At 40.2% G+C, this 23,338-nt stretch carries 24 protein-coding genes and 1 pseudogene; 14 read left to right on the top strand and 11 right to left on the bottom strand.

From position 1 onward, the window contains the following. Positions 1-124: 124 nt before the first annotated feature. The 3 genes and pseudogenes from ACMUMJ_RS01040 to ACMUMJ_RS01025 form a co-directional block, all read right to left on the bottom strand. Positions 125-322 carry a DUF1289 domain-containing protein gene (locus ACMUMJ_RS01040; protein WP_414676939.1) on the bottom strand — a complete coding sequence of 66 codons (198 nt, stop codon included), beginning with the start codon at positions 320-322 and terminating at the stop codon, positions 125-127. Positions 323-549: 227 nt separating this feature from the next. Continuing rightward, a pseudogene (locus tag ACMUMJ_RS01030) lies at positions 550-864 on the bottom strand (histidine kinase). Between the two features lie 226 nt (positions 865-1,090). Then, positions 1,091-2,113, bottom strand: a complete 1,023-nt coding sequence (locus ACMUMJ_RS01025; protein WP_414676938.1) for an ester cyclase — start codon at positions 2,111-2,113, stop codon at positions 1,091-1,093. A 201-nt stretch (positions 2,114-2,314) separates the two neighbouring features. On the opposite strand from ACMUMJ_RS01025, the gene ACMUMJ_RS01020 reads away from it, so the two are divergent. From ACMUMJ_RS01020 to ACMUMJ_RS00960, 13 genes are all read left to right on the top strand, one after another. After that, positions 2,315-3,370 carry an ABC transporter ATP-binding protein gene (locus tag ACMUMJ_RS01020; RefSeq protein ID WP_414676937.1) on the top strand — a complete coding sequence of 352 codons (1,056 nt, stop codon included), beginning with the start codon at positions 2,315-2,317 and terminating at the stop codon, positions 3,368-3,370. Between the two features lie 50 nt (positions 3,371-3,420). Next, complete coding sequence (locus ACMUMJ_RS01015) at positions 3,421-4,629, top strand: ABC transporter substrate-binding protein (RefSeq protein ID WP_414676936.1); 1,209 nt, start codon at positions 3,421-3,423, stop codon at positions 4,627-4,629. A 74-nt stretch (positions 4,630-4,703) separates the two neighbouring features. After that, complete coding sequence (locus tag ACMUMJ_RS01010) at positions 4,704-5,726, top strand: carbohydrate ABC transporter permease (protein WP_414676935.1); 1,023 nt, start codon at positions 4,704-4,706, stop codon at positions 5,724-5,726. 4 nt (positions 5,727-5,730) lie between these two features. Beyond that, on the top strand, positions 5,731-6,948 hold the full coding sequence (locus ACMUMJ_RS01005; RefSeq protein WP_414676934.1) for a carbohydrate ABC transporter permease: 1,218 nt from the start codon (positions 5,731-5,733) through the stop codon (positions 6,946-6,948). Between the two features lie 44 nt (positions 6,949-6,992). Further along, a complete protein-coding gene (locus tag ACMUMJ_RS01000; protein WP_414676933.1) occupies positions 6,993-7,526 on the top strand; it encodes an ester cyclase in 534 nt (177 codons plus the stop codon). A 94-nt stretch (positions 7,527-7,620) separates the two neighbouring features. Beyond that, positions 7,621-8,589 carry a nuclear transport factor 2 family protein gene (locus ACMUMJ_RS00995; protein ID WP_414676932.1) on the top strand — a complete coding sequence of 323 codons (969 nt, stop codon included), beginning with the start codon at positions 7,621-7,623 and terminating at the stop codon, positions 8,587-8,589. 51 nt (positions 8,590-8,640) lie between these two features. After that, the gene (locus ACMUMJ_RS00990) at positions 8,641-9,651 is read left to right on the top strand and encodes a nuclear transport factor 2 family protein (RefSeq protein ID WP_414676931.1); all 1,011 of its coding nucleotides are present in this window, start codon (positions 8,641-8,643) and stop codon (positions 9,649-9,651) included. A 118-nt stretch (positions 9,652-9,769) separates the two neighbouring features. Then, entirely contained in the window at positions 9,770-10,786 is a 1,017-nt protein-coding gene (locus ACMUMJ_RS00985) for a LacI family DNA-binding transcriptional regulator (protein WP_414676930.1), read from the top strand. Positions 10,787-10,952: 166 nt separating this feature from the next. Beyond that, on the top strand, positions 10,953-12,266 hold the full coding sequence (gene hisD, locus ACMUMJ_RS00980) for a histidinol dehydrogenase (RefSeq protein WP_414676929.1): 1,314 nt from the start codon (positions 10,953-10,955) through the stop codon (positions 12,264-12,266). Positions 12,267-12,269: 3 nt separating this feature from the next. After that, entirely contained in the window at positions 12,270-13,037 is a 768-nt protein-coding gene (locus ACMUMJ_RS00975) for an SDR family NAD(P)-dependent oxidoreductase (protein ID WP_414676928.1), read from the top strand. Positions 13,038-13,058: 21 nt separating this feature from the next. Then, the gene (locus ACMUMJ_RS00970; RefSeq protein ID WP_414676927.1) at positions 13,059-14,027 is read left to right on the top strand and encodes a cupin domain-containing protein; all 969 of its coding nucleotides are present in this window, start codon (positions 13,059-13,061) and stop codon (positions 14,025-14,027) included. After that, positions 14,020-14,733 (top strand): alpha/beta fold hydrolase, encoded by a 714-nt coding sequence (locus ACMUMJ_RS00965; protein WP_414676926.1) that lies wholly within the window; start codon positions 14,020-14,022, stop codon positions 14,731-14,733. Before ACMUMJ_RS00970 ends, ACMUMJ_RS00965 begins: the two co-directional genes overlap by 8 nt. Then, positions 14,730-15,434, top strand: coding sequence for an RraA family protein (locus ACMUMJ_RS00960; RefSeq protein WP_414676925.1), 705 nt, complete (start codon positions 14,730-14,732; stop codon positions 15,432-15,434). Before ACMUMJ_RS00965 ends, ACMUMJ_RS00960 begins: the two co-directional genes overlap by 4 nt. Positions 15,435-15,651: 217 nt before the next feature. On the opposite strand, the gene murI is transcribed toward ACMUMJ_RS00960, so the two are convergent. Beyond that, positions 15,652-16,302 (bottom strand): glutamate racemase, encoded by a 651-nt coding sequence (murI, locus tag ACMUMJ_RS00955; RefSeq protein ID WP_414676924.1) that lies wholly within the window; start codon positions 16,300-16,302, stop codon positions 15,652-15,654. An 84-nt stretch (positions 16,303-16,386) separates the two neighbouring features. Further along, on the bottom strand, positions 16,387-18,036 hold the full coding sequence (locus ACMUMJ_RS00950; protein WP_414676923.1) for an NAD+ synthase: 1,650 nt from the start codon (positions 18,034-18,036) through the stop codon (positions 16,387-16,389). Positions 18,037-18,109: 73 nt separating this feature from the next. Here ACMUMJ_RS00950 and ACMUMJ_RS00945 point away from each other — a divergent pair, with 73 nt between their 5' ends. Then, positions 18,110-18,346: a PP0621 family protein gene (locus tag ACMUMJ_RS00945; RefSeq protein ID WP_414676922.1), complete on the top strand. Its 237-nt coding sequence runs from the start codon at positions 18,110-18,112 to the stop codon at positions 18,344-18,346. Positions 18,347-18,441: 95 nt separating this feature from the next. Here the strand turns inward: ACMUMJ_RS00945 and ACMUMJ_RS00940 are convergent, their stop codons facing one another. The 6 genes from ACMUMJ_RS00940 to ACMUMJ_RS00915 form a co-directional block, all read right to left on the bottom strand. Then, positions 18,442-18,975 (bottom strand): hypothetical protein, encoded by a 534-nt coding sequence (locus ACMUMJ_RS00940; RefSeq protein ID WP_414676921.1) that lies wholly within the window; start codon positions 18,973-18,975, stop codon positions 18,442-18,444. Positions 18,976-19,005: 30 nt separating this feature from the next. Beyond that, entirely contained in the window at positions 19,006-19,923 is a 918-nt protein-coding gene (locus tag ACMUMJ_RS00935; RefSeq protein WP_414676920.1) for a type II secretion system protein, read from the bottom strand. A gap of 40 nt (positions 19,924-19,963) precedes the next feature. Further along, the gene (locus ACMUMJ_RS00930) at positions 19,964-20,320 is read right to left on the bottom strand and encodes a hypothetical protein (RefSeq protein ID WP_414676919.1); all 357 of its coding nucleotides are present in this window, start codon (positions 20,318-20,320) and stop codon (positions 19,964-19,966) included. Continuing rightward, entirely contained in the window at positions 20,320-20,820 is a 501-nt protein-coding gene (locus tag ACMUMJ_RS00925; RefSeq protein WP_414676918.1) for a GspH/FimT family protein, read from the bottom strand. The genes ACMUMJ_RS00930 and ACMUMJ_RS00925 overlap by 1 nt, the downstream gene beginning before the upstream one ends. Before the next feature lie 87 nt (positions 20,821-20,907). After that, positions 20,908-22,242 (bottom strand): DUF5610 domain-containing protein, encoded by a 1,335-nt coding sequence (locus ACMUMJ_RS00920; RefSeq protein ID WP_414676917.1) that lies wholly within the window; start codon positions 22,240-22,242, stop codon positions 20,908-20,910. A 174-nt stretch (positions 22,243-22,416) separates the two neighbouring features. Next, a complete protein-coding gene (locus ACMUMJ_RS00915; protein WP_414676916.1) occupies positions 22,417-23,292 on the bottom strand; it encodes an alpha/beta fold hydrolase in 876 nt (291 codons plus the stop codon). Positions 23,293-23,338: the final 46 nt, after the last annotated feature.

The following is a 23,338-nucleotide window of genomic DNA, read 5'->3' as shown; positions in this document are numbered from 1 at the left end:
CTGATCGTATTGACCGATCCATTCGAAAATATCGCTTTAATGATTTTTGGCCCACCTGCAGGGCCACGTCGATGAGATGACTGTAATAATAAGAATAAGAAGCGTATTAAACAATACGACTTCATTACTCACTGTAAAAAGGGCTGTTTTTCTCTCTTTCTTTTACTTTCTCTAATATTTCTTTTTGTTCTGCAATGCTTGCCCGACCCCATTTAGTAATTTCCCCACCCGTTCGGTAACAACCAATACAAATATCGTCATCATCTAAGCTACACACATTGGTGCAGGGAGAAACAACAACACCTTTATCTTGTGACTTCATTTTCACATTCCTCAAACAAGAGTAACCGTGTATAAAAAATTACGGTATTTTAACTACATTTGCTTAAAGAGATAGGTATTATTTCGGCTAACTGGAAGGGTTCTATTCAATTCTTTAAGTATCAAGGAATATCGCCCCTGTTCATCTTTACTAACTTGACTGATTTTTAGACACCTGTACGATCACCGCGCGGTGTATTCTTCAAAATACGATTATGCCACTTTCAACTAGGGGTTGAATCGTAAAAAGGGCGTACTTAGGTACTTAGCTTCTTCTAACCCACTTTCAATAATCAAATTGTATTCTAATCGATCCCCCATTCTTACTTTTTGAATCGCCAAGTAAGCCTTTACGGTTTCTAATTCATTTTTAATACAAATAATTTGTGTTTGAGCTTTGGTTATGGATGCTCTCAAAAGATCCGTCATTTTCTTTGAGGAATCAGGCTATAAATCAATTAACACACGAATATTTTCCAATGTATTAAAGAGAAAATGCGGCTCCATTTGAGATTGCAAAACGTTATAACTAGACTCTGCCATTTTTTCTTACAGTAATGTTTTCAACTCCTGCTCTTGTAGCTCTTTATCTTTTCGATTAAGTCTATGAGTAATATAAAAAATATAAGTAATGAAAAAACTAAATAATACTCTTAATAGCACCTCTGAAAACGGTGCTTCCAGTATTCACTTCTGTACTTCACCAAACAAAAACAGCGTTACAGCCCATGTATTCTTATTCGGTCTAAATAAACAGGCTGTAAGTGGGCTATTTTTCAAATTGAAGTAAACGAGCCTTATTTAGCTCTTTCATCCTTCCAAGTACATCAACACCAATTTGATTATAAACATCCAACAAATCAATTAAGACCCAGTTTTCTCTAATTAAATGGCCTTCTACACGCCAAAAATCTAAACTACGCATAGTAATTTCCTGATTCGAAGGAGCAATACCTAACCACCCGCCATGACTAATTGTCATTGACATGCCAGGCCACGCAGTGAACCCCACGTAATCACCATCAGCAAATAGAAAACCTTTCTGAGTATCTCCAACACGGTTTGGCAACGCGTTTAAAAATGGTATTTGATGCCAGTTTCTAAACCCTTTAATACCTCTCGCAGTACCAATACCTGATGGTCCATACCAACTGCAATTTGGATGCCAATATTGATCTAGTTTCATAGCATCAACGCCCCCATCAGAAAACTCCCCCAATGACTCGCACATATTAGCGACGATATCCAAGCTTATCGCTGAGCGCTCCGAATTGTCATCAGAAGCAATAATGCCATCTTGTGTTGCAGGCCCAGGAACATGCCATTCACGACCAAGACTTACAGACAATGGCCAAACACCTGCCTGCATCATCACTTCAGGAATATCCCATACTGCCTGCATTTCAACAATTCTTCCCTCTTCTATCCGGAAAAACTCATGAAATCTCATACTCACTTGATGACCAGTAGGCAATATATCTAACCAAGGCTTTTCAAACGACCCTGTATAATAACCACAACATCCTACCCACTGACTTTGATGATTTGAACTCCCCGCCATTACAATAGTATCTCTACGCTCTAACCCTATAAACGCTTCCGATAAAGGGCGAAAAACTCGACTTATTAAATCTTGTTTTGATGCTAACGTTTCAAACGGAAAAGAAAGTTGCAACACCGCATTCTCTGAGAAAATCTCATCAACAACGCTGGAGAAGTTGCTTTCAGAGTAGTTATACAGTGACTCTCTCAATTTTTTAACTAACCCTTTGTTTTTAATATTAATTAGCATGATAAAAATAACCTCTAACGATGGATTTAGTATAATCTACAGAATAAAATAGATTCCCAAATATCTTTATATTTCAATAAAAATGGAACGTCTAAAAACAGATATATCAAAACGTTAATACAAAAAAATATTGCAAGAATCAAGGAATTATGGTTATTTATTGCATACGTATTCAAAGAAATCAACAAAACGAGTGAGAGTATGGCCAAGATACAGTTAAAAAACATTTGCAAGCGCTGGGGGTCTACCACTGGCGTAAAAGATTTTAATTTAGATATAGAAGATAAAGAGTTTATCGTATTCTTAGGCCCATCAGGTTGTGGAAAGACAACAACCATGAGAATGATTGCTGGTTTAGAAGACCCTACAGAAGGCGAGATTTACATTGGAGATACGTGTGTTAATGGTTTTGATCCTAAAGACAGAGACATTTCCATGGTATTTCAAAGCTACGGTCTATATCCAAACCTCACTGTCTATGAAAACATAAGGTTTCCTTTAAAAATTCGTAAAGTCGACTCTAACACTCATGATGAAAGAGTCAATAGAGCCTCTGATATGGTTGAATTGGGCCAATTACTCGAGCGCTATCCGCGTGAGTTATCTGGAGGACAACGTCAAAGGGTAGCCTTGGCTAGAGCCATCGTTCGTGAACCAAATGTGTTTTTAATGGACGAACCACTTTCTAACTTGGATGCAAAACTCAGAGTCTCGACTCGTGCTCAAATTAAGCATTTACAACATACCTTACAAACAACCACTATTTATGTAACTCATGATCAAATTGAAGCAATGACCCTTGCTGATAGAGTCGTAGTTATGAGTATGGGAGAACTGCAGCAACTAGGTACACCTACTGAAATTTATGACAGGCCAGCCAATACATTTGTTGCTAGCTTTATCGGCTCACCCGCTATGAATTTATTAGATGGTGACATAATAAATAACCAATTTACGGCAGAACATACTAAGGTTGATAATGTCTCAAATCAACTGCCTAGTAATATCACCATGGGATTTCGCGCTGAAGATATTCAAGTAAGTACAGAGGTAGAAGGCGACATCACTGCCCCTGTATACAGTATCGAGTTACTTGGAGATTCAACTCTTATTTCCATAAAAATAAAAGACGCCCTGCTTATTGCAAAGGCAGATAAAACTTTCCGTGCAAAAATCGGTCAGCCCGTCAGCTTCATTATCCCACCGGAAGCAAGACACTGGTTCAATCGTGAAGACGGATCACGTATTGATATTTAATTAATCCAATAATAATAAAACGCCTCTACAAATCACACAGGAACCTAAAAATGAAAAAACTAACTCTTACATCTCTTATTGCTTTAAGCACCCTAAGCACTTTTGCCTATGCAGACTGTGCATTTGAAAACACTCAAGAAGTAAAAACCATTTCAGCAAGCTTTGCCGCCTGGAAAGCTGTTACAAAATCAATGGCGGAGTGTGGCAATGTCAGCTCCACCCTTGATTCAGAATTTAAAACAAAAGTTGGTGCGGCATTATCTGCAACCCCTTCTTTGTATCATATCAGTGGCGTTGCAAATGGCACTTTTGTCCCTTTATTGAATAATGGTTTATTAAGGCCACTGGACGATCTTGTCGTGAAATATGGAAAAAACCTGAACGCCAATCAGTTTATCCAAATAGACGGCAAAACGATGGCTATTGCCATGATGATCAATACACAACACTTTATGTATCGTAAAGATATTTTAGATCAAGTCGGTTTAGAAGCACCTACAACATGGGAAGAGGTACTCGTTGCAGCCGAAAAAATAAAGCAGGCCGACATTATCCAATATCCGTTAGGAGGAACTTACAAAACCGGTTGGAACCTAGCAATGGAATTCATAAATATGTATTTGGGCTTCGGCACCGACTTATTTGATGGTGATAAACCTAATGTTGATAATGAATCTGGCATAAAAACATTGGAAATGATGAAAAAGCTAACTGCTTATATGGATCCTGAATACTTAATCGCCGACTCTACTTTTGTTCAAAAACAGTTCCAACAAGGGAATGTTGCGATGGCGAATCTTTGGGCTACTCGCGCAACAGCTCTCGACAATAAAGAAGAATCACAAGTTGTTGGCAAGGTTTACATGACCGCAGCGCCTAAATCGATACCTGAAGGTCATCCTGCAAGCACCATGTGGTGGGACGGTATTACTATTGCAAAAAACATCACAGATGAAGAAGCGGATAATGCTTTTAGAGTTGCTCTAGAAGGTTTAGATGAAGAGATGGTCAAAGAAAACACAGATGCCGCTATATGGTTAATAAAAGGATACGTTCCAACACGCCTAAGTAATGGAGCCATTCAAAATGCAATAAACAGAACACCAAGCTACCCTCTGACAGCGAATATCGGATTAATCCATACCGCATTGGGAAAAAATGTGTCTGACTATTTAACAGGCCAGAAAACAGCAAAAGAAACGTTACAGTCCGTTGAGGAAGATTATATCTCAGCGGCAAAAGAGTCTGGATTATTGTAATACATACCTCTTTTTAAACGGGTTGGTTTTTTGAAGCCAACTCCACTTAACGTTTATTTAATGCGGTAACGAGCATGAAAAACAAAACTTTCTTTACCTTTGTTGCACCGTCGCTTGTGATGATGCTTGTATTTATTGCCATTCCATTAGTGTCGGTATTTATACAAAGTTTTTATGTCACACAGGGTGTATTCGAAACAGTCACAGTAGAAACCTGTACTCCCAGTTTTCCTACTTCAATTTGTGAGTCAACTGAAAAAACAATTCCTATTTTAGACGCAAATAATAATCCCTTAACACAGACTGTATTTGTAGGGTTAGATACTTATCGAGCGTTGCTAGAACCGGATCATGTCTCTGATTTGATGAGTAATGGGCAATTTTTGGATGTTTTTAGCTCCATTGATTTCTATAAAGCACTACGCTTTACCTTAATGTTTACCTTAATCACTCTCCCTTTAGTGATTGGTGTTGGTTTATTAATTGCTTTAGCTGTTAATAATGCATCTAAAAAAGTCAAAGGCCCTATCATTTTCGTTTCTCTACTGCCTTTTATCATTACTCCCGTCATTGGTGCGCTTTCTATTAAATGGTTATTTATTGGGGAAGGTTTACTAACAAGAGCATTAGAAAACATAACAGGGGAAGAAATCTCAATGTTTGCCCAAGGCTGGACGATTGAGCTCTTAATGATGTTCTACCGTGTCTGGCACGTTGCACCTTTTGCATTCGTTATCTTTTATGCAGGTCTGCAATCTGTCAATCAAGATACCCTCGAATCCGCCATTATTGATGGTGCATCTCGTTTCGAACGCATTAGATACGTCGTTATTCCACACTTAATGCCATTGATTTACTTTATCGCATTAATTCATTTGATGGATACCTATCGTGTATTCGAAGAAATTATTGGTTTCTCAAGTGAAGCTCATGTTATTTCACTACAGTGGTTAACTTTTGACTTTTTAGAACCTGATGATACAGGGAATAGAGCGATATCAAGAGCCTCAGCGTCATCCATGTTAACCATGGTTGGTATCATTATTTTACTCGTGCCAGTGCTAAGCCGCACACTTCGCGATCAGAAAAAAGGATAATAAGATGGAAGACGATACGCCTAAAGCGTTCCAACAAACGCCTTTATTACGCTTCACCAGCTATAGCTTCCTTGCCTTTTGGGCACTTATTGCTGCGTTTCCGCTTTTTTGGATTTTCATCATGAGCTTTAAGCTACCAATTGATGCATTTGCCCAAAACCCTTTAGACGTCATCTTAGGGGATAACACAGCAAACTCTGCCAATGCACTGAGCATTATTGATGTTCTTCTAGTCGGCTTTTTTGCTTATTATGCATATCAAATTCCGATCAGACTGTATCGAACAACATTGGAGTATTTTGTACCCAATCAAAATCAGAAAATGGGGGCCTTCTTTCTTGGACTGTCCTATATTTTAATCTTAATTGGTTTTGCATTTTATCTTGTGCCTGTTGTCAGTAACCTTATCAATACCGTTTTTAGTGTTATCCCATTATTGTCTTTGCTCGCGGAGCCTTTAATCGGTTATACACTTGAACATTATTATGCGGTTTGGGTAGAAAATGAATTTTATGTCCAGTTCAAAAACTCATTAATCGTTACCACAGGGGTAGTGACTATTTCATTAACAGTGGGAACGTTAGCGGCTTATGCACTATCTAGAACAACGTCTAACATTGCTATTTGGCTACTTATCACCGCCCTGGTTTTTAGAGCTTTACCACATTCTGTGCTAGTCACTGGTTACTTACCTTTCTTTATAGAGTCTAAAGAAATACTAGAACCTCTGTGGGGCATGCCTATTATTGGCTGGATTCTAAGTGCTTTATCGGACACGCCACCAACCTTATATGGCCAACCTCTGGCAGTTATTGCGGTACTGGTTGCCATTAATCAGCCTTTTACTATTTGGATGCTGCGCTCTTTCTTTATGAATGTGCCAAAAGAATTGGATGAAGCCGCACGTGTAGATGGATGCACCCACTTTCAAGCATTTAGAAAGGTGATTTTACCTGTAATGTGGCCTGGGCTTATTACTACTGGATTGTTCTCATTCTTACTGGCATATAACGATTATCTAGTAACGTCATTACTGCTTGATAATCAAAATCAAACGATGGTTCCAGCGATTACCGCATATTTTAACAGAGAAACCACAGCAACAGATCAAGTCGAAGCCATTGCAGCGGCGACATCCATTACTGCACCGTTGTTTCTTCTCGTAATGCTATTCCAAAAACAAATTGTTTCTGGTCTCACCGCTGGCGCAGTGAAAGGGTAACCTTTCACTGCTATATACATTTACAAAATGATTGGAGCTCTATAATGAAAAGACCCGAAGTACAACAAGCGCCTTTTACGTTAGACAACGACTTAAGCAAAACAGAGAAAACTAGGGCCGTTGTTGAGGCAATGGTAAATGGTCTCAACGATCATGATATTGCAGGCATGGGTCGCTTCTTTGACGAAGATTTTCGCTGGATCGGTAACACGGGGTGCGGATTTAAAAATGGCTTAGAAGAGTTCCAGAATAACTGGCAACGCCCTTTCCAAGCAGCATTCAGTGAGAAAGTGTGTACCGATGAAGTTCGTATTGCCGAAGGAGAATGGATGGCTGCTTTTGGTCGCCAAAATGCGAAACATACGGGTGTCTTTATGGGGATTGAGCCGACAGGGAAAGATGTGGAAATTCGTTATATGGATTTCTGGAAAGTGGTTGATGATAAAATTGTCGACAATTGGGTTATGATTGATTTTCCTTATGTATTAAAACAATTAGGGAAAGACATCTTCAACGGAGAGGGCTGGGAGAAATTGGACTCTACAGAGATACAACACCCTGTTACGCCGTTAAAATAATAATAGAGAGTATTAAATACAATTCGCTTCGAACTGAGTTTAATACTCTATTTACCCTTCGTCTCTAATGCATGCTTTTTGTGAGTAACCTATAATGCAAAACTTTGATTCTAAATTCCTTGATTTACCCGACTACATTATCAAAATCACCAAAGAAATTTGGGAAGATCGAGGATTAAGTACGCTTCATCAATATTATGGAAAGGATATTATTGTCCGAGTGCCTGCGACAATCATTCGAGGAAACACCAATGTTATTGCCTCTACAATGGCAACATTAAATGAGTTCCCTGACAGAACACTACTAGGCGAAGATGTTATTTGGTCCGGGGATGATCAAGCAGGATACTTGTCATCACACAGGATTTTTTCTCAAGCAACACACCTAAAAGACGGCGTTTTTGGAAAAGCCACAGGCAAAAAACTCGGTTTCCGCATTATTGCTGATTGTTATTGCATCGATAATCAAATAACAGATGAATGGATGATTCGAGATCAAGGTGCCGTTGTTACACAACTGGGTTTAGACCCTAAGACCTACGCCCATAATCAAATTCAGGATGAAGGAGGGGTCGATAAGGCGACTGTACCCTTTAACCCCTCCATCGATGTGGTTGGGCCTTATACAGGAAAAGGCAACGATAACTCAGTGGGGCAAGCGTATGCCGGAACGTTACAACGATTAATGAATGCTGATTTTAATGCCATTTTCACGCTTTTTGATAGAGCAGTACAAACAGAGTACCCTAATGGTGTTTCGGACCATGGTCATAACAGTGTAGATTCTTTTTGGCTAGGTTTACGCTCCTCTTTTCCGAATGCAACCTTTTCTATTCACCACACCATTGGTCGCAACGACGCTGGTCTGGCCGATAGAGCCGCTATTCGTTGGTCACTTTCTGGTAAACATGAAGGTTGGGGGCGTTACGGACAACCAAGCAATGCAGAGGTTTATATTATGGGTATAAGCCATGTTGAATACGGTCCACGAGGCATTACTCGTGAATACGTGACCATAGACGATACAGCAATTTGGAAACAAATTTTATTACATACAGGTTAAAAAAAATTAACAACCTGAATTAGATCAACTTCCTATATGTAGACCTTAATTATGAGTATGTTTCAAGAAAGCAAACAATTAGTACGAGCGTATTTTAATGCTATTGAACAAGCAAGCGTAGATACGTTAGACGAGGTCATGTCGGAATACATAGCTACTGACTATCTCTGGCGAGGCGTTTACCCTTGGAGAGAAATAAATAATGTTAACGACGTTACTCAATCCTTTTGGAAACCTTTATTCACGTCTATAAAACACCTACAACGTCGGCAAGATATTTTTATTGCAGGTGAAAATGAGCTAGGTGGAGAGCACTGGGTAATGAGTATGGGTAACTTTATGGGGCTATTTGATGAAGACTTTTTAGGAATCAAAGCCACTCGAAAAATTATCAACTTACGCTACGCAGAATTCAATTGTGTTGAAAATAGAAAAATCACAAAGACAGGCTTGTTTATCGATCTTATTGGATTAATGGATCAAGCAGGAGCTTACCCCCTACCGCCATCCACAGGTGTTTATTATAACTATCCTGGACCAAGAAATCATGATGGTTTATTGTTTCAAGATGCGCCAAAAAGCGAAGGCACGAAAACGCTCGCCCTCATTAATGAAATGATTACGGACTTAGATACCCTCAACAAAAGTGGTTCAATGACTTGCACCCCTGATGTATTAGAAAAAACGTGGTCTAAAAATATGATGTGGTACGGCCCTGCGGGTGTTGGGGCAACCTATACCATTCCTCGATACCAAGAACAACACCAACTGCCTTTTCGCTCAAGCATGGGAGATAAAACGTTTCGCGGTCATGAATGTCGTTTTGCTGAAGGAAACTTCGCTTGTTTCTTCGGCTGGCCAAACCTATCCAATACCCCTCTAGGAGGATGGCTTGGTTTGCCTGGAGGTAACGTTAATGCAGAGATGCAAGTTGTCGACATTTATTGTCGTGAAGGAGACAAACTCAGTGAGAACTGGATACTTATTGATATCCCCTATTGGTTAAAACAACAAGGACTGGATGTACTAAAGCGAACAGAGGGTATTCTTAATCCAAATTAGTCGTAACTCTAGCGCTGGGATGAGTCGCTGTACTTTAAAAAAAAGCTTATAATGCGTTGTTTTTAGCATTGTAAGCTTTTTCAAAATACCTGTTTAGACTATGACGAATAACTCGAATATGAATAAAAAACCCAGTTCTGTAGATGTTGCCAAAGCCGCTGGTGTAAGCCAGTCTATGGTGAGTCGGGCTTTTACACCAGGCTCCTCTATCAATCCAGAAAAAAGAGAACTCATTTTTTCTAAGGCAAAAGAACTTGGGTATCGGCCTAATATTATGGCTCGTTCCATGATTACGAAAAAAAGTAAAATTATTGGTTTTGTATTTGGCTATCTAGAAAATCAATACTACCCTCTTGCTCTTGAAAAGCTTTCTCGTGAGTTTCAAGCAAAGGGCTATCACAGCCTCATGTTCTTTTCTGATAATCAAAGCTCTGCCGATGAAATCGTTCAAGAATTTCTTCAATATCAAATTGATGCCGTTATTTTAGCGTCCGTATCATTATCTCCAGATTGGATTGAAGCATGCCACTCACTCTCTGTCCCCGTCGTTCTCTTTAACCGAGCAATAGAAACTGATGATGTCACCTCTGTTACCTCTGAAAACTATGAAGGAGGCAAAAAAGTAGCTCACTACTTAGTTAAAACAGGCCATAAAAGAATCAGCTATATCTCTGGATTTATTGAGTCATCTACTAATAAAGATAGGGAAAGAGGACTGATTGATGGGTTAAAAGAACGAGGTCTTGAGATTTTTTCAATAGAAAGTGGTAACTACAACCAAGAACAAGCCAAGCAAGCGACTCTTTCCATGTTCTCAGAAGACAAAGACCTTAAACCAGATGCAATTTTCGTAGCCAGTGATCACATGGCATTCGCCGTCATCGACACCTTACGATACGATTTGGGCTTGCATATCCCTAACGATATCTCTGTTATTGGATACGATGATGTTCCTTTAGGCTCTGCACCCTCTTACAATCTCACAACAATGAGTCAACCTATTGATGAAATGGTGTCACTCACCGTAAACGCAGTGCTAAACCGAATAGATCAGCCTGATCATATACCTGAAAGAATTGAAATTCCTAGCCAACTGGTCAAACGTAACACAGTCAAAGATCACACCCATTTTTAACCGCCACTAAAAAATTTATAAATTGATATCAGTTTATGAAAATTTTTTAGATCACCTATTGCATACGTATTCAAAAGGATTAATATGAAGAGAGATTTATTAAAGACATACGCCTACGTAGGCGTTTTTATTAGAGAACAACTAAAAAATACTCAGAGGCACCTTAATGGCTATTTATTTAAAAACCGGGAAAGAAGAAAGCATTGTTGCTGAAATAAATGCTCAAGTAAGAACCATTGTTGAGACAGCCATTCTTGACGTCGAAGCACGTGGAGATGCGGCAGTCCGCGAAATGTCCAATAAATTTGATAGCTGGGATCGTGAAAGCTATCAGCTAACGCCAGCCGAAATTCAAGCGTGTTTAGACAGTCTAAGTGATCAAGAGTTGAAGGACATTGAATTTGCTCAAACACAAGTACGTCGCTTTGCTGAACACCAGAAAGCATCAATGGTTGATATTGAAGTTGAAACATTACCTGGTGTTATCTTAGGCCATAAAAACATTCCAATGAACTCAGTGGGCTGTTATGTCCCAGGGGGAAAATACCCTATGGTTGCCTCTGCACACATGTCTGTACTAACGGCAAATGTTGCAGGAGTTAAACGGATTGTATCTTGCGCACCACCTTATAAAGGCAAACCGTCCGCTGCTATTGTTGCTGCTCAATACTTAGCTGGTGCAAATGAAATTTATGCTCTTGGTGGCATTCAAGCCGTTGCAGCAATGGCCATCGGCACAGAAACAATCAAACCTATCGACATGTTAGTTGGTCCTGGTAATGCGTTCGTTGCGGAAGCGAAGCGTCAGCTCTTTGGCCGTGTCGGAATTGATTTGTTCGCAGGCCCAACAGAAACACTTGTTATTGCTGATGAAACCGTCGATGGAGAAATCTGCGCTGTTGACTTGCTTGGCCAAGCGGAGCATGGAACCAACTCCCCTGCGATTCTATTGACCAATTCAGAAAAACTGGCCAAAGACACAATGGCTGAAATTGAGCGCCAGTTAATGATTTTACCGACAGCGGAAGCGGCTCGCCAAAGCTGGGAAGAATATGGGCAAATCATTGTTGCTGAAAGCTACGAAGAAATGCTTGAAATCGCAAATGAACTTGCTTTTGAACACGTTCAAGTAATGACTGAACGTGACGACTGGTTCCAAGAGAACATGACAAACTTCGGAGCATTGTTCCTAGGCCCTAGAACCAATGTTTCTTACGGTGATAAATGCATCGGCACAAACCATACATTACCAACAAAAAGAGCGGCTCGCTTCACTGGTGGGCTTTGGGTTGGTAAATTCATTAAAACCTGTACCTACCAAAAAGTATTAACAGATGAAGCATCCGCTCATGTAGGCGAACACTGCTCTCGTTTGTGTGCTCTTGAAGGATTCGCAGGTCATGGAGAACAAGCCAACATCCGCGTTCGCCGATACGGTAATCGCGTTGTAGAGCCTTATACAGCAGTACAACCTGAGTAACTCATGATGAACTTACCTAAAACACCGTCTTTTAAACTCCAAGGCAAACGAGCCTTGGTAACTGGAGCAGGCAGAGGGATTGGCTTAGCATCTGCTGTCGCATTGGCGGAAGCAGGTGCGCATGTCACTCTTACCGCGCGCAGTCAAAATGAAATAGAAAGTGCGGCTCAAACAATTCGTAAACAAGGATGGCTTGCAGACGCAATAACACTGGATGTTACAGACTTAAATCAAGTTGAGCAGTTTATTGAGCACTCTGATCCTTTTGATATTTTAATTTCCAGTGCAGGAGGCGCTCGCCACAGCGCGGCTCTAGAAGTTTCAGAACAGGATTTTGATTTTACATTTTCTCTAAATACAAAGTCTGCATTCTTTGTAGCTCAATGTGTCTCAAAAAAGCTTATTCAACATAACTTACCTGGAAGCTTAATTACAATATCCAGCCAAATGGGCCATGTTGGTGGCCCAAATAGAGCCATTTATTGTGCAAGTAAGCATGCCGTTGAAGGCTTTACAAAAGCCATGTCAAAAGAATTAGGTGCGCATCACATTCGTATAAACACCTTGTGCCCTACTTTTATTAAAACCCCAATGACCGAACCCGCCCTACAAAATGCCGACTTCAAAGCGTTTGTTGAAGATATGATTGCTTTGCGTCGGGTGGGCGAAATTGAAGATATTATGGGCCCAGTTGTTTTTCTTGCATCCGACGCAAGCGCTCTTATTACCGGTAGCGCATTAATGGTCGACGGTGGCTGGACAGCGTATTAAATGACATTCAAGGTGAAAAAATTGGATAAGTACTCTTTAGAACAACGCATTGTTAGGTATGGGGAACTCGTTCCTTGTAGAACCGCCTTCATTGATACCCATACCCCAGGGTCAGATCAAAAAGAAAATTTTACAATCATTGGTGCGGGGGTATCTGAAAGTGCGGATCAACACGTTCATATCCGTGATACGCCAGGTTTCAATATTGGTGCCGCCGGACAGCCTCCCGGATGTACGAACTCACTGCACACTCATCGCACAGCAGAAGTATTCTTTGTACATAAAGGAACATGGCGTTTTTTTTGGGGTATTGACGGCAAAGATGGAGAATTTATTGCTACTGAAGGCGATTTATTCAACATTCCCACTGACATCTTTCGAGGATTTGAAAATGTGGGTAAAGAATACGGCGTGATTATGGCGGTACTTGGTGGGGATGATGCAGGTGGCGGTGTTATTTGGGCGCCTCAGGTCATTCAAACAGCCAAAGAGCATGGGTTAATTCTGGCTGAGACAGGTCGCCTATACGATTCCAAAAAAGGAGAATCCTTACCTGAAGGCGTTAATCCAATGCCATTACTCAGTGAAGATGAGTTAGCTAGGTTCCCTGTTTTAACCGAACAAGATGTGATACCTAAATACGTCGCACGCTATTTAGACATGAAAGCCATGGGCAATAAAGCATCAGTCCAAGTATTAGGTGAAAAAGGTCTATTAAAAGACAAGCCAGGATTTGAAATAGATTTCCTACAAGCAGGACAAACGAATATAGGCCAACCCTATTCGTGCCAAGAACACGAAATCTTTATGGTTCATGAAGGTCACTGGAGAATCGAAGTTGACGGTGTCTCATCTGTCCTCGCACCAGGAGACACCTGTGCGGTTCCACCAAACTTAATAAGAAACATAAAACCAAGCATGAGTGGCTCTACTGGATTATTTCTTATTCGTAGTACAGATGATGAAGCAGGTTACACACAACATGACTAAAACAAAAGTGCCTCTGGTGCTAATTCCAGGCATGATGTGTGATCATCGGCTGTTTACACATCAACTTGCCGCATTTTCTAACACCAGAGACGTTCTAATTGTGAATGCATCTCATGGATCAACAATGGAGGACATTGCTCTCTCTATCTTTGATCAAATTCCCTTCAATTACTTTGCTCTTGGGGGATTATCCATGGGCGGGATTGTTGCAATGGAAATGGCACGCCAGCGCCCTGAATCCATTGCAGGGCTTGCTTTAATGGACACAAATCCATGGGCAGAAAAAGAAGAGATTAAAGCAAAAAGGCAACCCCAACTTGATATGGCGAATAATGGCGAGTTTCTCAAAGTAATTAGCGAGCAAATGGCGCCAAACTATGGTGGTACAGAAAAAGAACAAGTCAGTCAGCTTGACTGTATTCTAAGTATGGCTGAAAGCCTAGGCAAAGACGTTTTTATCCAGCAGTCTTTAGCATTACGAGATCGACCAGATCAAACCCACACACTGGCAAATTTTCATAACCCCTCTATCGCATTAGTCGGTGAACATGATTTGCTCTGCCCATTAGATCGCCATCAAGCAATTGCCAATATCATGCCAGATTGCCAATTATCTGTTATCCCAAATGCGGGTCACTTAATTACATTACAAGCGCCTACAGCAACAAACTACGCTCTTGCTGCTTGGCTGGAGACTCTTACATGAAATTTGATAAATCGTATTTTGACGCTCTACGCTCTGTAGATACACCATCAATAGCCAACGCCATTGAAGTGGTTCTGGGGAAACGCCAAGGCACGGGATTCACTCGCAAAACAGTATTAGCCGCCGATCCCGCTTTGCCTCCAATTTGCGGTTTTGCTAGAACAGCAAAAATTAAAGCCGCTATAGCAAGTAAAGAAGAGCCTCACATCATTGCAACTCGTCGAATGGCTTACTATGAATATATGGCAAACTCACCTGAACACAGCATCGCAGTTCTAGAGGACTTAGATTATCCAGACTGCGTCGGTGCCTATTGGGGAGAGGTAAATACTACGGTTCATAAAGGTTTTGGCTTAGGTGGCACGCTAACCAATGGGGTAATGAGAGATCTCGATGCATTAGCGGAAGGGTTTCAAGTGATTGCAGGTTCTATTGGTCCATCCCATGCGTTTGTACGTGTAGAAGAAATAGACACAACCGTCACCCTGTTTGACCTAACCATTCACCCTGGAGATATGATCCATGCAGATAAACATGGAGCTGTCGTTATACCTAAAGCGGCTCAATCTGGTTTAGTCAGCGCCATAGAGAAAATGATTTTACGGGAAAAAATTGTGTTAGACGCAGCAACAAAACCAGGCTTTAATTTCGAATCCTTTAAACAAGCTTGGGCAGAATTTGAAGCACAACGGGAAAAATAACACGACGGCACTTACTGCGGTTAATTGAACAGCACGGCGTCATTCTAATAATGAACTGACCCTTAATAATTGGATTGTACCGTGCTTTTTCACATGAGGGTAATGCACTCTATCGATAAACGGTTCTGAGAGATGTAGGCTGTTGAAAAATACTGAGCATCACCCAAGCTTTCTTTTGATAGGTGGTTTTGTGTTACTACTTTGATAACAGAATGTTCTAATAAAAAAACACCCTTTCAGCAATCGCTGAACCAGAATCTATTAATTGAACACTCTCACCAAGTATGGCTTGAATTTCTTCTTTTAAAATTGGGAAATGAGTACAGCCTAAGACCAAACAATCAACATCCTGATGAATAGACAACGCTTGTAATTCACGACGTACTTTTGATAGTGAAACCGACCCCTTCCAGAATTTTTCTTCCGCCAAGTGCACCAACTCTGTTGAACCATACAAATAAACAGGTTTATCTGGTACATACTGCTCAACCAAGTTATTAACATATGCACTCTTCACTGTGGCGGGTGTCGCTAATAAACCCACGCTTTTTTGACTCATGGCACTAGCGGGTTTAATAGCCGGCACCACCCCCACAATTGGAATGTTGGTGCTTGCTCTTAAAAAATCTAATCCTTGTGTACTCGCGGTATTACACGCAACAACAATCAAGTCTATGGTAGGAACCATTTGAATGGCAGTTCGCAGCTTTGCTAATAAACGTTTGTGTAGAGTTGACAAAGTCAATTTGCCATAAGGCCTATAAAGATTGTCCATAAAGTAGTAAAAGCGAGTGTGTGGAAGTTTACTTTGTAAATGGTCCAATACGCTGGTACCACCAACACCCGAATCAAAGACAGCGATATTCATCTTTATTGCACTCTAACAAATCAATACCATTCAAAGCATACAAGATAAGCGTTACTCACATGCTTTGAACGGATTGAAAAAACGTTACTCCCCAATATGCCAACCATTTGTCATAGGATAACGACGATCACGCCCAAACCCGCGCTCTGTCAATCTAACGCCTGTGGGCGCTTGACGACGCTTATACTCATTAATATCAACCAGTCTTAAAATACGATACACCGTTTCACGATCAAATTTTTGCGTCTCTAAGATGTCCTCTGCACTCATATCTTGTTCAATATACATTTGCAGAATTTGATCTAACGTATCGTAATCAGGAAGTGAGTCTTCATCTTTTTGATCTGGTGCTAACTCAGCTGAAGGTGGGCGAGTTATCACTCTATCGGGAATGACGTAACCCAATGTATTTCTATAACGACACAACTTAAATACCAAGGTTTTAAAAGCGTCTTTCAATACAGAATAGCCGCCCACCATATCCCCATAAAGAGTGGCATAACCGACTGCCATTTCACTCTTATTACCCGTTGTTACCACCATATAGCCTTTCTTATTTGAAATAGCCATTAAGGTAACGCCGCGAGTTCGTGCTTGTAAATTTTCCTCTGTTGTATCTCTAGAGTAACCAGCAAATTCAGGCGCTAAGATATCAGTGAAAGCCGTCACCATCGATTCGATTGGTAAAACACTGTATTCCACACCTAAAAGTGTCGCCTCTTCTTCTGCATCTTCAAGGCTCATTGACGATGTATAGGTATAAGGCATCATTACCGCTTGCACTCGATCAGAGCCAATAGCATCGACAGCAACAGCAAGTGTTAAAGCCGAATCAATACCACCACTTAAACCAAGCACAACACCCTTAAAACGGTTCTTCTCAACGTAATCTCGTAAACCAAGCACCATCGCTTGGTAGACACTGGCTTCCACAGACAAGGCTGGCGCAATGCTTCCTGAACACACCTCGACTCGTGGTAACACATCTCGGCTCTGCTCATCATGAATGATAAACTCAGCGATAAAGAGTCCACTTTCATACCAAGGCGCTTGAATCACTTTTTGTCCACGATCATCTACAACAAATGACCCTCCTTCATAGACTAACTCGTCTTGAGCTCCCATATAATTGACGTACACTATGGGTAACTGAGTTTCAATCGCTCTTTTATAAAGCAGTTGCTCACGCTCTCCCATTTTCTCAATATGAAATGGCGATGCATTCAAATTTAAAACCAGTTCAGCGCCAGCGGCTTTTGCTTGTGCAATAGGTTCAGGATGCCAAATATCCTCACAAATACTTAAACCAACTTTAACGCCGTCAATATCAACAACTAGTGGGTCTCTACCTTCAGTAAAGTAACGCTTGTCATCAAACACTTTAAAATTAGGCAGTTTTTGCTTAGCGTATTCTCCAAGTAAATGACCGTTATAAATAACACACGCGGAGTTAAACAATTCACCATTAATGCGTCTTGGATACCCTACTACAACATAAATGTCATAAACTTCCTCTAGGATAGTGTGCAAAGCTTGTTCTATACGATGATCCAAGCTAGGTCTTAACAAAAGATCTTCTGGCGGGTAACCTGTCAATGTTAATTCAGGGAAAACAACCACTCTTGCTTGATTGTTTTGTTTTGCCTCTTTTGCAGCTGCTATTACTTTTTGAGTATTACCTTTAATGTCGCCAACCAGCATATCAAGCTGGGCCATTGCTACTCTGAATGTCATACGGTTACTATCTCGTTAACTCTGTTAAAATAGAGCTCTATTGTCGTGGAATTACCCAACTAAGGTAAAGTATATGATCGTCCGTTTCATCGTTTTTATTATTATTTCCCTGCTTCTTTGGTGGCTTTATCGCAATATTAAAGCCCTAATTGGACAAAAGACAGACTCTAAAAAAGATTCTGCATCTAAAGAAGCGAAGGACGTGGACATGGTTCAATGTGAATATTGCAAAATATATACACCTAAAACCCATGCAGTGAAAGGCCCTAAAAACACTTTTTTTTGCAGCCAAGAACATAAAGAAAAGTAAGTCTAAATACGAATGCAACACTCTATTTAATTTAATTCATTTATTACATGATAAGTCCTTGCTTATTCATTCTAAACTTTTATGGACAAAAGCCATTAATCTGGTTGAATGTAAAAGACCATTTGACCAAATATGCTGAATTTATCGTTTACTTGGTTCAACCACCAGCAATGAATTTCAGGTGAATCAAGATATTGTGGCACTGATGACTTTGTTAAAGACACTAACGCGACGGCTTGAGCACAAATCCGAAACGTTATCTTATTTTCCCCTTCACTCTCTACAAATTTGAAGGAATTCATATTCCATTGAATTTGCACACCATTATCTAATGTCGCTTTATATACCCAAACGGTATTCTCTTTAATGGGGCAAAAACCATAACACACACTTGGCGTTGCTTTTGTAATGTCTGCATTATAAACAATCTTTTGAATGAAGCCCCCCCAATAATTAGCATCCGCGGTAATAGGTGCCTGCAAAGCGTTCCAATGTCGCATATCAGACAACTTTTGATAAAACACTAATGTAAAACTGGCAATTGCCAAGGACAATAAAACAATAGGGAAACCAATCCAGCCTCGTAAAGCATATCGATTCACAAAGCACTGCCTGTTAAATTGAATCATTCAACCTCCTGCTGAATTTTGCCCTGTATTTTAAAGGACAGACAACGGAACAATGAAATCAATAATCGAGTCACAACGGCTTTGGTAGCTCCATGTATCCCCTCGAAAGGTAGTATATTGACTTGTAGGAAAAGACGGGGCATTTGTGCAATCTTCAAAAGTAACCAAGGCCTCAACCCAAAGCGCATTGAGTTTTGAGCGATCATACTCTCCGTATTCAGTCGACAATTCATCCAATACACCATCCGAGTCATTGTCTAGCATCGGATAAATGGCTATCTTTTTTACGCCACTCCATAACTCCAATGAATTGCCGGAACGCAATGGCGTTCTCCAAAATGCTGCGTGCCCATTTTTTCCCTTCGATACGTACCAAACATAGGGTTCAAACCTAAATAGTGCCCCACTGGGCCAAACACCTAATGAATTCGGTTGAATTGCGTTAAATTGAACGGTAATTCTTGCCCCTGAAACCTGAGAAACCCAGCCTTGATACTCAGCTTCACAATGTGAAAACAAAACCGTTTGATTCGTTTTCCATTGACAGGACGAGTCGAATTCAAACTCATTTCCATTGATTGTTTGAGTCGATCCACACTGACCTGAAATACCTCCTTTTAACCAATCACTTCCTTTTTCTAACGTTTTATTTTTAATCCGTGAAGGTATTTGAGACGAATTAAACTGTCCGATTTCAATTATCGATTCAGCCCCAGAATAACAACCATTTCGTACAATGGATTGCCATTGCGCCATGACATTATCTTTGAATCCTTCCGACCATGACAAACTTAGAAGACGTTGCTGAACTACCGTGCTGTGATCTTTTGACTGTATTAAAATAGGCACAGTATACGACAGTAATATCATGATAATGGCCGTACTTATTACAACTTCAAATAGAACCCAACCAGATTGAGACGAGCGAATTTTAACAAATTGGTTCATGCTATTCCTTTAGCGTTGAAAGCGTCACAACATACCTTATTTAATAACGACTCTTAAACCATCGTTCTAACTCTTTTCCTGAGCAACGATTGCAATTTGGCCGTGACACCGAAGGTTTATTTATGGCGCTCGTTCCTTGACTCACCGAACTTTCCTTTAATTTAGTACTTTCTACCAAAAGCCAGGTTTGGTTTTGAAGCATGTGCCGCATCATAATCAATTCAGACTCTTGTTGATGTTTTCTATGATTTTCAAGTTCATGACCAATAGCATCCCACTGAGAGCGTATTTGAGTTTGAAGAACCATCAAAACCACACCAAGTAAAATGCAACTTCCCATCACTTCAAGCAATATCCAACCTCTTTGTGAAGCTCGGTGAGAACAAACGTATGGCATTAACACAAAATATCCTCTGTGTTTTCTATTTGCATTTCAAGTAAAGGTGAAGAATAAAATCGCCCACTTTGATTCAAACGAATATAGCTATAAAACGTAGCATCACAGAGATAAAAAGTACCGTTTTGATAGCTTGATAAACCATTAGGCAAGAAAGAGACAGATGTTTTATGCACAGGAAAACCTTTCCATTTCACCTCAATGTCATTTGGGAATACGTGAGAGTAAAGAACATCATTTTGAATTAAAATGGATACGCCTTGAGACCAATTACCATTGCAAGAAACCCCGCCACAGAGGATTACTTCTGTTTGTGAGTTCACAGCAAGCTGCCTAGCCCTTAATAAGGATAGCCCCAGATTTTCTTTTGCTTTTAATAACGTGTTTTCATTAGAAAGAAGAGAAAATGCATTCGACGAAGATAAAAAAACACTGACTGACGATACAATCGTAATAACGACCAATACCTCAATTAACGTAAATCCTTTAACTTTATTCATAAAGAAACATCCTTGTCTCTTATTTTAATAAACTAACACTTATTTATTGGTCACAGCGACAATTAAAAGCGCGACGCGCTGTGTCATTTATACTTGAGTGCTGTCTCTTTCTGGGGCAGTAACACCACTGCTTTCAGAATTGACTGTAGAAGCACTAGGATCAAGATCATTTATAGGGTCATTTTTAGACAATGCATTTGAAAATAAAGAATTACTGAAGCCCAAAATATCTGCAACATACTGCTTCCTTTCTTCCCATTCAGCACGCATCTCTAAAATACGATCTAGAGTCTGGCTGGCCACCTCATTCATATTTTCAAATTGAGAGGTTACCTTTTGAGACAATTCACTTAACTTTTTATTGTATTCAGCCAAAGGCTTAATCACAGATTGCCCTAAGCTCTCTGGCGCATTTCCTTGAGTCCGACCATACGCTGCGGCAGCACTTGACTGCCTAAATGATTCAGTATGGTTTAATTCCATTGCAAAACCCGACAATTCACTAGAGTCATAACCCAATTTGAGGCCTTGCTCGAACGCAGATTTCATATCGCCACTAAAAAAGGTGTCTGCCACATCAGCCAGATCAGTAACAAGAGCATTGATTGCTTCTAACTCTGCGTCATCTAATTCACCATCAAGAGAGAACTCAAAAGCAAACTCGCTTTGGCTGCTCGTATAACGAGAATACTCACTGGCACTGCCTGATTCATTTTGCACTTTTGCAGAGGATATTTGCTCTTGATACGCCTGTAACGCGGACAGAGATAAGCTAACAGTGTCGCCATCACGAGTCTCAATCTGAATATCAGTGGAGCTTGTACGACGATATTGCGTCTCGGATGTAATTGCCGCCCCACTTTCAATGGCTTCAATCTCCGCCGCTTTTTGAATGTCAAAAAAGCGATCTGATAGTGATTCAAACCCTTTAGCAATGTGACTTTCAGTATCCGCAATATTTGCTTTCACACCATCATTAAGCCATTCTAAGCCTTTTAACTGTTCAGTTGCATCTTCTATGCCTTTGCTAACGGCTGCTTGCGCTGTTTCAAATACGCTTTTCAATCTTTCTTCACTGGCACCGCCATCACGCAATTTGTCCATATAATTACCGACAAAGCCAATAATTCGCTGACTGACCGATTCGGGAGAATAATCATTTTTAGAGGCTTGATTCTTACCCGCTTCGCTTGTTTTTTCTGAGGTAACGACTTCTTGTGACGAAGAGGTTCTCGAAACATAAGAAAATAAACGCTCTTGCACAACACCCATTGCACGGGCGCTTTGACTTGCAGGGTCGTACTTATCAGATGAACGAAATGTTTGATTAACAGGAGATTGAAGCTCTCTTTCAGTTCTTTGAAAGTTACTGTGGTAATTTACTTTTGATAAATCACTCGCTGCTTTAAAAAAGTCAGACATCATATGCCGCCTTGGTCAAAAACCTAATAAATTTACTGTATCGTCAGTTATCGGCCAAGACCGAGCAAACTTTAATCAATTATTGCATTAAAAAAAAATATTTGAAAATATCTAAAAATACCTTTAAAAACAAATAATTCTTTGATCATAAAGAATTACAATATCAAAAATACCTCATGGCTCTTTTAATGAAAACCAATTATCGAGTATTTTTCCGATTTTTCTTGGCTTTTGGAAGGGCAACGAATGATCTGCTCCAACAATACTCTGATGCCGCCACCCATCAAATTGACTCTCCAATACATCATAATGCTGAATTAAAGACTGATGGCTAATACCACCCGAAAGAATGAGTACTTGATTGGTTAGTCGTAGCAAATCATCTCTTAAATGAGAGTGCTTAACATACTCATCCACCAACTCTGTCACTGAATCAAGTGCATAAGCAAAACCAAACGGTCTATGAGCAAGCCTTGATTTGGCTATAGTTTCAGTAGAGGTTTGCTTTCTTCTATTAGGAGACACACCATCCATAAAATTTGAAACGCCCAATTCAACATCACCAGTTTCACGAATCACATCTGATGCTGCACGATATTTATTGCGCAACTCTTGCAATTCAAATAGATCCACACGATCTAAAGCTGCCGGCTCTAAAAGCGCCATTTTCGTTAATTTAGGCAAGCCTAATCCAATCCTTAATTGGTTTAATAATAAAGTAACCAAACCACCTAAAGAATAGCCGATTACATCAAATGTCTGCCATTGTAAAAACTGAGTGAGAGCGTGAATGTCTTCTGCTAATTCGATTACAGACACAGGCTCCTCTTCTCCCGAATGTCCATAGCTTTCACCCATACCTTTTAAATCTGGAACCAATATAGTTTCCCAATTCGTTAAATAAGGCAGCATCGCGTCCCACGTTAACTCACCTCCTACTCCCGCGCCATGTAGCAACATTAAACACGACCCTTTTGGCGCTTGAGAGTGGTGATACTCTCTATAAGCCAATCGCGTATGAGGAGACTTTATAAAAAAAACGTCTGTCACTTTATAATATACCTGTGAGAACTTAAATTATGTCGATACAATACCA

Source organism: Marinomonas phycocola (assembly GCF_047525455.1).
Classification (GTDB): Bacteria; Pseudomonadota; Gammaproteobacteria; order Pseudomonadales; family Marinomonadaceae; genus Marinomonas.
This window is presented reverse-complemented; position numbering and strand designations above follow the sequence as displayed.